The sequence below is a fragment of the Amycolatopsis methanolica 239 genome, assembly GCF_000739085.1.
In the GTDB taxonomy this organism is placed as follows: Bacteria; Actinomycetota; Actinomycetes; order Mycobacteriales; family Pseudonocardiaceae; genus Amycolatopsis_E; species Amycolatopsis_E methanolica.
The window spans coordinates 6,089,511-6,103,538 of record NZ_CP009110.1; the positions used below are offsets into that span (position 1 = coordinate 6,089,511).

The 14,028-nt window shown below is 70.6% G+C and carries 16 protein-coding genes; 3 read left to right on the forward strand and 13 right to left on the reverse strand.

The genetic code is table 11. From position 1 onward, the window contains the following. Nucleotides 1–87 precede the first annotated feature (87 nt). Nucleotides 88–1,113, reverse strand: coding sequence for a polysaccharide deacetylase family protein (locus tag AMETH_RS29565; RefSeq protein WP_017984831.1), 1,026 nt, complete (start codon nt 1,111–1,113; stop codon nt 88–90). A gap of 128 nt (nt 1,114–1,241) precedes the next feature. Here AMETH_RS29565 and AMETH_RS29570 point away from each other — a divergent pair, with 128 nt between their 5' ends. After that, nucleotides 1,242–2,816 carry a putative glycoside hydrolase gene (locus AMETH_RS29570; RefSeq protein WP_017984832.1) on the forward strand — a complete coding sequence of 525 codons (1,575 nt, stop codon included), beginning with the start codon at nt 1,242–1,244 and terminating at the stop codon, nt 2,814–2,816. Nucleotides 2,817–2,820: 4 nt separating this feature from the next. Here the strand turns inward: AMETH_RS29570 and AMETH_RS29575 are convergent, their stop codons facing one another. Beyond that, nucleotides 2,821–3,810 (reverse strand): hypothetical protein, encoded by a 990-nt coding sequence (locus tag AMETH_RS29575; RefSeq protein WP_017984833.1) that lies wholly within the window; start codon nt 3,808–3,810, stop codon nt 2,821–2,823. Between the two features lie 175 nt (nt 3,811–3,985). Here AMETH_RS29575 and AMETH_RS29580 point away from each other — a divergent pair, with 175 nt between their 5' ends. Together AMETH_RS29580 and AMETH_RS29585 are read left to right on the forward strand one after the other, a co-directional pair. After that, entirely contained in the window at nt 3,986–4,657 is a 672-nt protein-coding gene (locus AMETH_RS29580; RefSeq protein WP_017984834.1) for an ANTAR domain-containing protein, read from the forward strand. Between the two features lie 144 nt (nt 4,658–4,801). Continuing rightward, a complete protein-coding gene (locus tag AMETH_RS29585) occupies nt 4,802–5,128 on the forward strand; it encodes a hypothetical protein (protein WP_017984835.1) in 327 nt (108 codons plus the stop codon). Nucleotides 5,129–5,245: 117 nt separating this feature from the next. Here AMETH_RS29585 and AMETH_RS40955 read toward each other — a convergent pair whose 3' ends face one another. The 11 genes from AMETH_RS40955 to AMETH_RS29630 all read right to left on the reverse strand — a co-directional run bounded on the left by AMETH_RS40955 (nt 5,246) and on the right by AMETH_RS29630 (nt 13,497). Then, complete coding sequence (locus tag AMETH_RS40955) at nt 5,246–5,368, reverse strand: hypothetical protein (RefSeq protein ID WP_017984836.1); 123 nt, start codon at nt 5,366–5,368, stop codon at nt 5,246–5,248. Between the two features lie 12 nt (nt 5,369–5,380). Then, a complete protein-coding gene (locus tag AMETH_RS40960) occupies nt 5,381–6,868 on the reverse strand; it encodes an AAA domain-containing protein (protein ID WP_223842967.1) in 1,488 nt (495 codons plus the stop codon). Nucleotides 6,869–6,895: 27 nt separating this feature from the next. Beyond that, nucleotides 6,896–7,072: a hypothetical protein gene (locus AMETH_RS38275; protein WP_017984838.1), complete on the reverse strand. Its 177-nt coding sequence runs from the start codon at nt 7,070–7,072 to the stop codon at nt 6,896–6,898. 245 nt (nt 7,073–7,317) lie between these two features. Beyond that, on the reverse strand, nt 7,318–7,803 hold the full coding sequence (locus AMETH_RS29600) for a hypothetical protein (RefSeq protein WP_017984839.1): 486 nt from the start codon (nt 7,801–7,803) through the stop codon (nt 7,318–7,320). 201 nt (nt 7,804–8,004) lie between these two features. After that, the gene (locus AMETH_RS38280) at nt 8,005–8,157 is read right to left on the reverse strand and encodes a hypothetical protein (RefSeq protein WP_156131736.1); all 153 of its coding nucleotides are present in this window, start codon (nt 8,155–8,157) and stop codon (nt 8,005–8,007) included. Nucleotides 8,158–8,184: 27 nt separating this feature from the next. Then, nucleotides 8,185–8,604, reverse strand: coding sequence for a GlcG/HbpS family heme-binding protein (locus AMETH_RS29605; protein WP_017984840.1), 420 nt, complete (start codon nt 8,602–8,604; stop codon nt 8,185–8,187). A 10-nt stretch (nt 8,605–8,614) separates the two neighbouring features. Further along, a complete protein-coding gene (locus AMETH_RS29610) occupies nt 8,615–8,926 on the reverse strand; it encodes a glycerol dehydratase reactivase beta/small subunit family protein (protein WP_017984841.1) in 312 nt (103 codons plus the stop codon). Further along, nucleotides 8,926–10,761: a diol dehydratase reactivase subunit alpha gene (locus tag AMETH_RS29615; protein WP_017984842.1), complete on the reverse strand. Its 1,836-nt coding sequence runs from the start codon at nt 10,759–10,761 to the stop codon at nt 8,926–8,928. Before AMETH_RS29615 ends, AMETH_RS29610 begins: the two co-directional genes overlap by 1 nt. 5 nt (nt 10,762–10,766) lie before the next feature. After that, complete coding sequence (locus AMETH_RS29620) at nt 10,767–11,357, reverse strand: propanediol/glycerol family dehydratase medium subunit (RefSeq protein ID WP_017984843.1); 591 nt, start codon at nt 11,355–11,357, stop codon at nt 10,767–10,769. A gap of 11 nt (nt 11,358–11,368) precedes the next feature. Then, nucleotides 11,369–13,057 carry a propanediol/glycerol family dehydratase large subunit gene (locus tag AMETH_RS29625; protein WP_017984844.1) on the reverse strand — a complete coding sequence of 563 codons (1,689 nt, stop codon included), beginning with the start codon at nt 13,055–13,057 and terminating at the stop codon, nt 11,369–11,371. Next, complete coding sequence (locus AMETH_RS29630) at nt 13,054–13,497, reverse strand: diol dehydratase small subunit (protein ID WP_223842968.1); 444 nt, start codon at nt 13,495–13,497, stop codon at nt 13,054–13,056. Before AMETH_RS29630 ends, AMETH_RS29625 begins: the two co-directional genes overlap by 4 nt. Nucleotides 13,498–14,028 lie beyond the last annotated feature (531 nt).

Genomic DNA, 14,028 nt, shown 5'->3' on the forward strand with positions numbered 1-14,028 from the left:
CCGCCACCGCCGATACGGCGGGCCGGAGCTCTCACGACCTGCGTCCTCCTGCGAGTCGACACCGCGTCAGGCTACCGAGACCGGCCCCTAGTACGGGTTCACCGTGTCCCGGAACTTCGCGGTCACCTCGTCGGTGTCGGACTTCGGGTAGGAGATCCGCGCCGGGTCGCCGTCCGAGGTGTACCTGCTGTCCGCGTTCTGCGCGAGCTTGTCCAGCCACACCGCCGAACCGTATTCGGCCTCCTCGCCCGTCGCGCTCTGCGACCGGATGCGCGGGATGTTCAGCGGGTCGAAGTCGGCGATGAACGGGGACGCGGAAGGGTTCGAGCCGACCAGGAAGGCGCCCTGGTAGCGGTAACCGTTGCCCTGCAAGGCGAGTTCCTTCGAACGCGGGTGGATGCCGAACGGCAGCGCGATCGTCGTCGGGTTCGCCTGCGGCGCCGCGCGCCGGATCAGCGCGTCCAGCTCGCCGATCTCGGCCTGCGCGGTCTCCTCGTCGGCCTCGCGCAGGTTCGCGTGCGTCTTGGTGTGGTTGCCGACGTCGAAACCGTTGGCCAGCAACCACGGGATGGTGCGGGCGCCGCCGGGGTCGCCGAACGGCTCGGCGTTGACGTAGAACGTGGCCACCGGCCGGAACCGCGGGTGGCTGCGGGCGAAGTCGAGCATGATCGCGACCGCCGTGCCGGGCACCGGGTTGCCGTCCGGGCCGAGCGCGAACTGGCTCGGGTCGCCGTCGTCGAAGGTCAGCACCACCGGGTGGGTGCCTGCCGGGACGTCTATGCGGCCCGCTGTGAAGTCGGCGGCCGACACGGGCACGTAGCCCTCGCGGTCGAGCCGTTCCAGCTCCGCGCGGAAGTCCTCCGGCATGCGGTCGTAGACCGACCCGGTCTCGGGCACGATGCGGTGGTACATGAGCACCGGGACCCGGCCCAACTCGTTCGCGCGCACTTCGGCCGGCTCGGCCGGGGCCGCCGGGGCCGAGGACCGCCGCGGTGCGAACGCGGCCCACTCCTGGCCTTCGTCGCGCGGCTCGTGCGGCCGGCCGTCGACGACCGTGGTGCACGCCGTGAGCAGGAACAGGACCGCTGCGAGGGAAGCCAGCTTGAGTGTCACGCCTCCCAACGTGCGCCGTGCGTAGCACGAAGACAACGGGGTGTAACTCGAAGGGATGGATTCCCGAATGCCCCGGTTGATCCGGGGAATGTGCCCGCTGCTCGGCACAACCGGCGCGGGAGGGTTACATGGGCAGGCACCGGACGCGGCCCCAGAACTCGATTCTGGTCCTCGTGACCATCATCGCCACGATGGCCGTCGCGGTCACCCCGGCGGTGGTGCAGTCGCTCCCGTTCGGGCTGGCCATCCAGGGCCTCGGTGACGACGTCACCACCAACGCGGAGTCGCTGCGTGACATCCGGGTGCTGGCGGCGCGGGACAGCGACCTCGACCGGGCCGCGATCACCCTCGACGACCAGCCGGTGACCACGAAACGCGACGGCGGCCGGCTGGTCCTGCCGCCGCTGAAGATCGGCGACGGTGAGCACACCCTGGCCGCCCGTCTGCCGAACGAGGTCCCCGGCCTGCCGGACGCCGTGGTGACCCGCACCTTCACCGTCGACAACACCGCCCCGGAGCTGAGCTTCCAGCCCATCGAGATCAGCGACCCGCGCAAGCCGGTGACCCTGCGCGGCATGGCGAAGGGCGCGGAAAAGGTCACCGTCCAGGGCGAAGAGGTGAAGGTCAACGAGTTCGGCAACTTCACCGCGACCATCCCGACTCCCCCGGCGAAGATCGAGATCGGCGCGCAGGACGCGGCGGGCAACCGGGCGGCCGGGCGGGTCCCGGTGCGCGCGCGGCACCCCGGCATGCGCGGGGTGCACATGACCGCGGTGGCGTGGACGGCCCCGGCGCTGCGTGAACCGGTGCTGCAGATGGCGCGGGACGGGCTCATCGACACCGTCCAGCTGGACATCAAGGACGAGAGCGGCGAGGTCGGGTACAACTCGCAGGTGCCGCTGGCGAAGGAGATCGGCGCCGCGAAGAACTACTACGACCTGCGCGGGGTCGTCGAGCAGCTGCACAAGGAAGGCATCCGCGTCGTCGGCAGGCTGGTCGCCTTCCGCGACCCGGTCCTGGCCAGGGCGTCGTGGGAATCCGGCAAGCGCGACCGGGTCGTGCAGAGCGCCGACGGGCAGCCGTGGGCCAGCGGGTACGGCGAGTACGCGTTCACCAACTTCGCCAACCGCGAGGTGCGGGAGTACAACATCGCGCTCGCGACGGAAGCCGCGCGGGCCGGCTTCGACGACATCCTCTACGACTACGTGCGGAGGCCCGAAGGCCCGATCGAGCAGCTGCGGTTCCCCGGCCTGGAGGGCACGCCGGAGGAGGGGATCGTCGATTTCCTCGCGGAGAGCCGCAACGCCGTGCGGGCGGAGGGCGCGTACCTCGGCGCGTCGGTGTTCGGGATCGCGGTCAACCGGCCGACGCAGATCGGGCAGGACATCACGGCCATGGCGCGCAAGGTGGACTACATCGCGCCGATGATCTACCCGTCGCACTGGGGCGCCGGCGAGTACGGGGTTTCCGACCCGGAGTCGCAGCCGCTGGAGATCACCCAGCGCTCGCTGGCGGCGTTCGCCGAGAAGGCATCCGGGACGCAGACCGTGATCATCCCGTGGATCCAGGCGTTCAGCATGTCCGTCCACTACGGACGCGACCAGATCCGCGCGCAGCTGGACGGCGCGCGCGCCAACGGGATGGACTCGATCCTGCTGTGGAACGCCTCCTGCAAGTACAACGCGGCCGACCTGGCGCCCTGACCGCTCACATCCGGAGGGGTTCGACCTCGTCCGGCGTGGCGTACTGGTACCGGGCGCCCACCCGGACCTCCAGGTGCAGGTATCCGTCCTCATCGGACAGTACCGCGTGGACGGTCCCGGTGCGACCGTCGCGGAGGCGCACCCGGCTCCCGGCTGACACGGGGACTCCGGAGACCACCACCTCGTCGGTGTCGGGTGACACCCCGCCGGGATCCCACCACACGTCCTCCGGAAGCCCGTGGCGCACGTACCGGATGCGTTCTTCGCCCTCCGGCACGACGACCGGGTGGTCGTACAGGGTGACCGGCGCGGCCAGCACCGCGGCGTCGCTGTCCCCCAGCAGGACCGGCCACAGCCGGTGACTTTCGCACTGCTCGGCGGCCGCCCGCGCCCACGGCGGCGGCTCGGTCAGCGACACGAACCGGCCCGCGTTCACCGCGAGCACCAGGTGCGCGGCCAGCATCGCGTGCCGGAGCACGACTTCACGCGGCGAGTCCGGCTCGTACCACTCGGTGTTGTTGACGACGTCGGCCCGCAACCGGATGCCGCCGTTGGGGCCGCCCAGCACCTGCGCACTCAGCCGCAGCTCGCCGGTCACCGTCCAGGTCCGGCGGACGAGCCTGTCCGCCACGCCGAGGACCTCGGTCCGCTCGGCGCCGCCGACGACGAACGGGACGCAGGTGCGCTGCGCGGTCAGCTCGGCGACCGGGAGCACGGCGTCGACCTCGCGTTCGACCGCCCCATCCCAGCTGACGCGCTCGGCGCCGTCCTGGCGCACGACGCGCTCCTGCCCCTGGAGGAACCGCAGCCGGACGTGCAGCACGGCGTGGGAGCGGGGTTCCAGCAGGCACTCCACCCGGCAGTCGGCGAAGTCACCGGCCTGCGGTGAGGCGAACGCCGGCGGCATCAGCACGCCGAACCGCCAGCCCTGCGTCCGCGGGCGGTACAGGACGGCGTCGCCGATCGCCCTGGCGGTATCGAACGCGGTGCTCATGCGACACGGTAAAACTGTAATGCACGTCACACAAGCGCTATCGTCCGCGAGGGGGGCGTAAACGCTGGTCAAGAACGAGCGGGAGCCGATCGAGCACAGATCGTGGTTCACCCGATCAGCCCAGTTCGCGGCAAGCGGGACGCGGGTACGGCTGACGGACACGGGAGGGCGGCCCATGCGCACCGAACTGATCGACGCCCTGCTCGAACTGCTGGCGCGCGAATCCGAGGGCTTCGACGTGCACCGGTTCGCGCAGGACCTCGCCGAGCGCGCCGCCGTTCTCGTGCCCGCGCGCGACGCCGGGGTGCTGGTGTCGTTCCCGGCCGAGCCGGCGGAAGTCGCCGTCGGCACCCGGTCCGCGCGCGACCTGATGCGCCTCCAGGTCGAACTCGGCGAGGGGCCCGCGCCGGAGTGCCTCCACAGTGGATCACCGGGCGACGGGCCGTGGCCGGGGTTTTCCTCCGCCTGCACGGAAGCCGGTTACTCATCGGTACACACGTTGCCGATCGACGCCGACGACGAGGTTTTCGGCGCGCTGTGCCTGTTCGACGTCGGCGGAAATACCCACCCCGTCGGGCCGCGCCTGGCGCACGCGGCCGCGCTTCGCCTGGCCCACCAACGGGATCTGCACCAGCTCGGGGTGCGGTTGCGGCACCTGCAGACCGCCTTGGACAGCCGGGTGGTGATCGAGCAGGCCAAGGGCATGCTGGCGGAACGGCACAAGATCGGTGTGGACACGGCGTTCGAGGGCCTGCGGCGGTACGCGCGCGACCACAACCAGCGGGTCGCGGACCTCGCGCGGGCCATTGTCGAAGGTCGCGACCCGGTGCGGCCGAAGGATTTCTGACGGGTGAAGGGTCGTGTTCCGGACAATCGCCGGTTAGCATCGGGTTCCGCCGTCGCCAGGAGGCAGGCAGACGGCGGACCAGGAATCCGCTCCGGACCCCGGCGGTACCCGCTGTTGGAATTGACAATGCGAGGGGAGCACCGGATGACGACGACGTCCCACGACCACGAACGGCAAGCGGACGCCTTCCCGGTCGGCGAACGGCTGATGTACCTCGACCGCGACGACGACGGGCCGGACAAGCTGACCGTGCGCGTGGGTGTCGTGTCCGGGGATTGCCGGGCAGGCGAGGACGGCCTGCGCGTCCCGATGACGGACGAAGACGGCGCGCAACGGTGGGTGGCCGCCTCGGACGTGCTGGGCAACGGCTCGAGATCGGGCAATCGACACGAAACCGACCGGCCGGCGCGGTGGCGGCACCACCTTTCACCCACCGGGCGGCACCACCGGCGGGACGAACCTGGACACTGACGGGGCGGCCGTTCGGCCTAACCCGGGAAGGGGATTTCGCGGGGGGCGATTTTCACCGCGACGCGAGGCTGGGCGGACCGGGGAACCGGACCGCCCAGCGTCACGCGGGAGACTCGCTCAGCAGTTCGGCGGGGCATCCTTCCCGGCGAACCGGTCCACGATCCACCGGTGGGCGTCGGCGTTGCCTGCGAAGATTCCGCTCAGGTGGTCGGACACGTAGGTGTTCCACTGCTCCGTCACGCCTGCCGCGCACTACCGCTTGTGCAGGGCGTCCGCCTGCGGCGTGGCCACGATCTCGTCCGTGCCGGCGTGGTACTGGAACACCGGGACCCGCGGGGCGCCGCGCCGAGCTTGTTCTCCGCCAGTCGCGCCTGCCACGCCGGGGTGTCCAGCGGGTTCGACGTCGTGTAGTCGGAGATCTTCTTGAACGCGTAGTTCGTCAGCAGCTCGACCACGCACGCGTTGATCAAGCTCGACCAGAATCTTGCGCACATCGTCCTCGGTTCGGACGTCCGCGTTGGCCCACGGCGTGTCTCCGCGCAGGATCCGCAAACCATCGAGTTCAACGAAGTCCTTCAACCTGCGTTCGACCTCGCGTACCGTCGCCGCGTTCAGCGCGTGCAGGCGGGCGCCGCGGAACACACCAGGCACGCCGTTGTCCGGCAAATCCAGCAATGCGGCGCGGACCTCGTACGCGCTGATGTTCCACGGGTCCCGGCGCAGGTGCAGCTCGCGGGAGTGGTCGAGGAGACGCTGCCGGGAGGCCACGAGGCGTTCATGCAGCTCGTCAGTGTCGACGGGCGGTTCCTTGGCGACCCGGTCGAGGCTCTGCGCGAGTTGCTGCGCGATCTCCCGTTTCGAAGCGTTCTGCTGGTGCAAGTCGAAGACGAGACCGTCGAGCCGAACGTCGGCGAGCCTGTTCAGCACCGCTTCGATGGCGGCCCGCTTCTCCGCTACGAACAGCACCTTCTTCCCAGTCGCCGCCGCCCCGGCGATGATGTTCGCGATGGTCTGGCTCTTGCCGGTGCCGGGCGGACCTTCCACCAGAAGGTGCTGCCCACCCAGTGCGGTCATGATCGCGCGGTGCTGTGACGAGTCGGCGTCCTGGACGAGGTACTCGTCAGCGGGGTCGAGCTCGTCCACGCCCGGCGTGCGGAACTCGCCGGCGTCGGCGATCAGCGCTTGTTTCGCCGGCTCGAAGCCGGCAAGAGCGGCGACGAGGTCGTGCGAGGTCAGCAGTTCCGTGGCGTTCGCCAGATCTTCGACCATCGGGAGCTTGACGTAGTTGAAGGTGCCGACCACCACCCCGCGTTCGAGCGTGAGTTCGACGCCGTGGGCAGCGGCAGCCTCGGCCAGTCGCGCGTACACCTTCTCGGCGAGCGCCATGCCGGTGATCCCGTCGGCTGCCGAATCGAGAGCGTCCTCGATTCCCTCGACCTCCACGCCGTAGTGCTCGTCCAGCGCGTGTACCAGGACGGGGTTCAGTTCCGGTTCATCGGTCACCGCCAGGGTGAAATCACTGTCCGCCGCGGTCCTCGACGTCAACACGAGAGGCCGGAGGAGCAGCGGAGCACGAAGTGCCGGGACGTTCCCTTGACCATTCCGGCGTGCGGCGGTCCGCACGAGCCCGAAGGCAACCCGCCCGACGTCGATTCCCTGCTCTTCGTCGAAGATGCGAATTTTCCGGCTCAGGTTTCGCGCTCTCTTGCAGGCATCCCGATGCAGCTCCTCATCGGGCACGAGTGCCCGTAGCCGGACTTTCGAACCCTACTCGAGAGCAGCGAGCGCCACGGCTTCGGCCTGGCTCAGGTCGAGAGTCGCGGTCTTGGTATCCCGGAAGTAGAGCAAGGTGTTGCGATAGCTGAGGTCGATCAGCCGCTTTCGCCATTCTTCGACCTTGCCCGCGACAACGGTTAGTCGGCGCGTATCCACCTGCGCGGTCATTCCGCTGCATCCCCCTCGCGAAGACGGGCTTACGGACCTGGTAGCACTCGGCCCCAGGGCCCGCCGTCCCCCGACGAGCCCTACAGGATGCCAGAGGACGAGCGCCTGAGGAAGCCACTTCTGCCCACTGCTCGCCAGCGTCCACAAGCGGCCTCCGTGTTACCGCGAGTGAAGATCGCCGCATTCCGCTCCAATGTGACTGATCAGCGCTCAGATCACCCGAATGGACGCGATGTCGTGGCCATTCAGCTCACAACGTGAGATACCGCAAGTCTTTGAATTGCGACGGCTTCCCACGCAACGGCGGATGCGGCAGACGCGATGAACATGCATGAAAGCGCGCGTCGCCGGGTTGGTGGCAGCTGTGGTCCTCGCCGTGGGTGCGTGCGGCGGGAAGCCCTCCGCGCCGCCTCGACGCCGGTCCCGCCACCACCCGCTCCGACGGCGACGTCCCCGTCTGCCACGACGACGTCCCCGCCACCGCTGAGCACGTCCACCGGCACGACGACCAGGCCATCGCCGAGCATGTCCACCCGTGCGACGACCAAGCGCTCACCGCGTGCGGACAGCGGGCCCGGCTGCGGCCAGCGGGCCACCTCCCGAAGAGCGAGTGCTGACTTCTCCTCCGGCTCCTCGCGCAGCGAGTCGCGGTGCCAGGGCGTCAGGCGGCGCAGCTGCAGGTCCAGCACCGCCCTCGCCTGAAGCTCGCTGACGCCGAGCACCTGCTGCACCGCCGCCCTGCGGGTCCGTCGCCTCCCACAGGGCGTCGACCAGGTCGTGGCGCTGGTCGTAGATCGTCAGCAGCCCGCGAAGCACCGTGGCGCGGTCCTCCCGCGCCCGCCGCCCCCGGGCGCGGGAGAGCGCTGTCCGCAGGGTGGACTTCCCGAACAGCTCCGAGTCCTCCGGCTGCTCCGCCATGTCCCGCTGCTCGGCTACGTCCAGCTCGGCGAAGATCTCGCGCAGGTCCGCCGCCGAATACGCCAGCCCGCCGCCCGTTCTGCCTGCTCGTACAACTCCGCGTCGGACAACTCGGCACCGCCCTCGCCGAAGCTGACCAGGCCGAAATACCCGCCAGGGAGGGACATCTCGAAGATGTCCCCCAGTGGAACCTGTCAGCGGTGCCCCCGCTTCGGCAAGGCCGCCACGCCCGCCTCGGCCACCTCGGTGTCCTGCTCGACCGAACCGGCGCTGACCCCGATCGCCCCGACCACCTCCCGGCCACGCACCAGCGGGATCCCGCCGCCGAAGATGACCAGCCCGCCGTTGGTCACCTCGATCCCGTACAGCGGCGCACCTGGCGCCGCCGCCTCGCCCAGCTGTGCCGTCGTCATCTTCAGCAGCGCGGCCGTGCGCGCCTTGCGGATCGCGATGTCGATGCTGCCGAGGATCGCGCCGTCCTGCCGGGCGAACGCGATCAGGTGCCCGCCGTCGTCGACGACGGCCACGTTCATCGGCTGCCCGATCTCCTCGGCCTTCGCCAGCGCGGCTTCGAGGACCGGCTGAGCATCGGTCAGTGCGAGACGTGGTGCCACGTTTTCTCCTTCACTTGAGCGGAATTCCGACGACCATGCGGGCCGCGTTGTGCCCGAGTACCCGCGCGCGGGACAGCGGCCCGGTCAGGGCGGGCGAACCGGCCGGGCGCTTGGCGTGGTAGACGCACACCTCGTCCGCCACCCCGATCCCGACATCCAAAGAGGACAGGCAAGCCGCCGCGTACCCCAACACGAGAGCGTCCCCTTCGGACACTTCCTCGACCACCAGCGGCACGCCCTCCTCCTCCAGACCGGCACGGATCTCCCGCAGCACGGGCGACTTCGCGTCCAAGCACCGCAGCACCACCGCCGGCCCCTGCATCAGCCCACCGTTTCCAGCGACACGTCCAGCGCGTGGCTCGCGACCAGCCCGGTCGCCACCGCGTTGCGGGGCCCCTCGCTGCCACGCACGTTGCCCGTGCCGCACACGATCCCCATCCCGGCCACCGCTTCCGCGATCATGTCCGGGATCTCGAAGTCCAGCGCGGACCCGCCGAGCACCACGACGAACCCGATCTGCCGCAGGTTCCCGCCCGGCGCGACCTGCTCCAGCGCCCGCAACGCGTTGACCACGAACACCTTGTGCTTCGCCGAGCGCCGCACCTGGCGGATCTTCTCCAGGTTGTGCCGGGTGGGCACCGGCCGCATCCCGGCCTCGGACAACACGACCACCCGCGCGAACGCCTCCACCGGCAGTGGCTCGTCGAAGAACCGCGCGGTGCCGTCCTCCATCCGCACGTGGAAGAAGCTCTCGGCCTTGGCCAGCGGATACTTCTTGATGTCCTCGGCCAGCTCGCGGTTGTCCAGGCCCAGCTCGGAGTCGATCAGCTTCGTCACCAGGTCGCCCGCCCCGGCCAGGTGCACCGACCGCACCACCCCGTCCCCGGCCACCGCGGCGTCCGTGGACCCGCCGCCGAGGTCGAGTATCGCGACCGGCCGCCCGGTGCCCGGCGTGGTCAGCGCGCCGAGGACCGCCATGTCGGCCTCGACCCCGCCGATCAGCACCTCGACACCCAGCGCCTCACGCAGCTTCTCGGCGAGCAGCCGCATCGGTCCGCGGCTGGTGCGCACCATCGCGGCCAGCGCGACCGCGTTCTCCAGCGCGAACTCCCCGGCGAGCGCGCCGGTCACCTCCTGCGGCACGAACGTGTCGACGGCCAGCACGTCCTGGATCCGCACCGCGCCCACGGCGGTGCCGGTCAGCTCGGACATCGTGTCCCGCACCCGCGCCAGCATCCCGCCGACGTGGGTGCCCGCCTCGCCGGTGGCGTCGGTCAACGGCCGGACCCGGCGCAGGGTCGCCATGATCTCCGCGGCACCGGCGTCGATCTCCACCGACCGCTTGACCTGCTCACCGATCAACGTCAGGTTCCCGGCCGGGATGCGCCGCCCGGTCACGTCCCCGCTCGGCGTGCGCACGACGACCGCGGACCGGTTGCCGACCAGCGCCCGCGCGACCGGCGCGATCATCCGCGTCTGCTCGGCGTCGAGGTCGAAGACGGTCGCGATGCCGTAGGAGTTCGACAGCGTCCGGATGGTCCGGCCAGGCTCGGCCACCTCGACCGCGGCCGGCATGCCGAGCGGCACCTTCTCCACCAGCGTGACCTCGTCGACCACCGGGATCGGCGCCGACAACCGGTTCGCGATCAACGTCGCGTCGTCGGCGTGCACGATCGCGCCGGTGACCTCGACGCCACGCGCGACGGCCTTGTTGATGCCAGCCGCCGCGTCCTCGAAGTCCACACCGGACCCGACGACGCAGATCACCTTCGCACCTGGTGCGCAGTCCGGCAGCGATCCAAAAGCGACGGTCTCGCCGACGCCAAGTCCCGCACCGCCGGGCGTGTCCGGGTTGTGCCCGATCATCGTCGACTCGGTCACGATCGTCTCGGTGATCGTCTCCATCGCCAGCCCGCTGATCACCGGCGTGGCCTCGTTGACCAGCACCGCGCTCAGCTCGCGCACCGGCCGCCCCGCGGACGACAGCGCCCGCCGCACGACCTCGACGACCCCGGGCACGTTGTCCGTCGTGCCCTTCACCCCGGACGTCGGCGTGAGCGCCCCGGACAGGTACGTCACGCGCCCGCCCGGACGGATCTCCGCGACACAGGCCTCCGTGGTCGAGTTCCCGATGTCGACGCCAACCACGAGCGCCATCGCGATCAGCCCGCGTCGGCCAGCTGGATCCGCACGTCCAGCTCGACGGGTCCGGCGCCGGGAACCACGAACTCGGTCTCCTTGATGTGCAGCAACGCCGCCTTCGCCTGCCAGCGCGGGCGGGCCATGAAGTCGTTGCGCGCGGGCACCGGCTCCGGCGACTCGCCCTTGGCGTAGCGGGCGGCGTTGCGGCCGACCTTGCGGAAGGTCTCCAGGTCCATCAGCGGCGCCTGCGGGAACAGCTCCAGATTGGACAGTCGCACCAAGTCCTTCTGGTGGATCATCGTGGTACCCCGGGACAGCACACCGATCGCGATGCCCGAACCGGACAGCTTCGCCGCCGCGTGGGCGATCACCGCGAGGTCCGAGCCGCCGCGGAACCGGATCACCCGCGCGTGCACGCCCTGCTCCTCGATGCCGGCGAGCAGCTCGCGCAGCACCTCGGCGTGCGGGATGTCCACGATGGTCTTGGTGAAGAAGTCGCCGAACGCGGGCGACAACCCGATGACCACCTCGTCGCTGCGCGTGCCCGGCCCGGCGGGCCCGCGCTCGTCGAGGGTGAGCGTGCGCCGGCTGCCCACACTGGTGTCCGTCATGGCACTCCTCCTCAGACGACTTCCTGCTCCGGGTTCTGCGCGCTCACCACGTGGCGCAGACGCTTCATCTCTTCCCAGCGCGCCCCGGTCGGCCGGTAGCCGCTGCCCGGGCCCGCGTAGTCGTTGACGTCGTTGATCGCGGACAGCGTCTCCAGCTCGGGCGTCAGGATGGCCGACGTGTGCAGCAGGTCCCCGGACACGCGCTGCCGCAGCACCGCCAGCAAGGACTCGGCCATGTCGGTGAACCCCGCGCCGTCCAGGGCCTTCACGATGTCCACCCCCGTCACGCCGCGGTCCATCACCGACTGCGCCGCCTTCAGGTCCTCCAGCACGTCCCGCAGCGGCAGGTCCTCGCTGCCGTGCGCGTAGGTGACCGCCTCGACCTCCTTGTCGGTGATCGGCGGCAGGTCGAGCTGGGCGAACACGCCCTGCAGTGCGCGGGCGGCGCGGTTGCGTGCGGCGAGGATCTCCGCCTCCGGCACGTGCCGCAGTCCGCCGTCGACCTGGAGGTCGCGTTGCAGCACGTTCCAGTCGTCGTAGTCCTCGGCGTCCACATTGGAGCCGGCGAACATGTTGTCGTAGTTCGGCGTCGAGGAGTAGCCCGAGCAGACGAAGTCGGTGCCGGGCAGCAGCTGCGGAAGCAGGCGCGCGACGCGGCGCATGTCCGAGTGCGAGAACGACTGGTCGTTGCCGGAGGCGCACTCCAGGTCGACCATGCTCGCGATCAGGTTCTCCGCGAGCACCGCACGGATCCCGGCTGGCACCGCGCCGGGCACGCCGATGCAGCTGATCGACCCGTTCTGCAGGCCCTGCACCCCGGCGCCCTTGGTCACCAGGATGCAGCGGATCTCCAGGTACAGCATGGACTTGCCCTCGGCGTTGCCCATCTGCACCTCCGACCCGGTGCCCGAGGTGAACCGCATCTTGATGCCGCGCGAGGCGTAGGCCGAGGCGAGGAACGCCTTGGACCACGGGGTGTCGTCGCCGTCGCAGAACACCGGCTCCGTGCCGTACACCGAGATCGTCTCGGCGTACGCGGTGATCCCGCGCATGCCCAGCTCCAGCTCGGTGGCCTCTTCGAGTGCGCACTGGGTCAGCACGCCCGGGGTCCCGGCCTGGGCGCCGACCTGCAGCGCGATCGCCACCAGCGGCGCGTACCGCACGACGCCGAGCGTGGTCTCCAGCTCGCGGAACCCGCGCAGCGAGGCTTCCGCGGCGTCGGCGGCGACCTGCACCGGGTTGTCCCGCGCGCTGGTCGCGTGCGCCTGGTTCGCCGGTGTGCGGCGGGCGCGCATCTTCTGCAGCGCCATCATCATCTCGACCACGTTCATGGTCTTGACGACCTCGAGCAGCTTCGCCGGGGTGAGCCCGCGGGTCAGGGCGAGCACTTCCTGACGGGTGGCGCGCGGGTCGACCAGCAGGTGCGCGATCTCCACCGCGGGGACCGCCATCGCGTGCTCGGTGGCCTCGATGTCGATGGCGTGGTCGGCGATGAACTGGTCGAGGAAGTCGAACTCGGCCCGCGGCTTGCCGTCCATCTCGACGATCACGCCGTCCTCGACGCGCACGCCCGGCTCCGGGTCGTACGGGCTGTCCATCGCGACCATGCCGACCTCGGGCCACTCCTCGACGAACCCGTCGAGGTTGACCGGCCGCTGCTCCAGAGCCTCGGTCCGCTTCGACCGTCGTGCGCCCGTCATCGGCCGTCCTCCCGTGCCAGGATGTCGCGTCGTTCGTAGACGTCGGCGGCCTCGCGGACGAGCTGCGCGCACAGCGTCGCGGAGTACTTCGACTCCAGTTCGTCGGCGATCTCGCCGAGCTGTTCCTTGGTGGAGGCGCGCGGCCGGAGCGAGTTATAGATCGACAGCACCAGCTCGTCGGGCAGCGCGGTCAGCTCCGCCGCGCGGCGGAAGTTCTGGGCGAGCTGCGGGCGGCCGACGCGCTCGGCGATCTGGGCCTGCAGGCGCAGGGTCTCCGGCGCGATGCGCAGGTCCTCGGGCGCGACCTCACCGGCGAGCACGGCCGCCATGGTGAGCTCGTCGAGGCGTTTTCCGGTCGGGGTCTTCAGCAGTTCGGGGCGCCGCGCCGCGAGCGGGTAGTCCCGGCCCGGGTCGAGGTCCACCTGGCTCGGAGTAGTCACGGGCCGGACCGTAAGCGGCGTCACGTTGCATCAACGTTGCACTTCACGGCTCGAGGTGAGTGGCCAATCGGCTCGGCGAACTCCCACTCGAATGGGCCAACGGGCCGCAGCCGCCCCAGCGTGTTGGCACCCCGCGGCGGTCATCCCGGGCACCGTGATGGCCGCTTGCGGTGGCATGCTCGCCGCTCCGGGCAGCGAGCCGGCCATTCCCGGCGGCAATGGTCCCTCCCGGCGCCGTGTTCGCCGCTCCCGGCGGCGTGTTGGCCGCTCCCGGCGGCGTGTTGGCCGCTCCCGGCGGCGTGTTGGCCGCTCCGGGCGGAGAGCTGTCCGCCCTCGGCAGGTGCGGCGGGCCGCTGCGGACGGCCACCCCCGCCAGCGTGTCGGCCCCTCCCGGCACCACCCCTGCCCTCCCCGGCGGGCGCGGCAGCCACTCCCGCCGGGAGCCGAACGCACGGGCGAACCGCGCCCAACCCAGCGGCGCAACGTCGGTGCAACGCGCGGCTTCGCAACCTGTGCGGCATCCGTACTGCG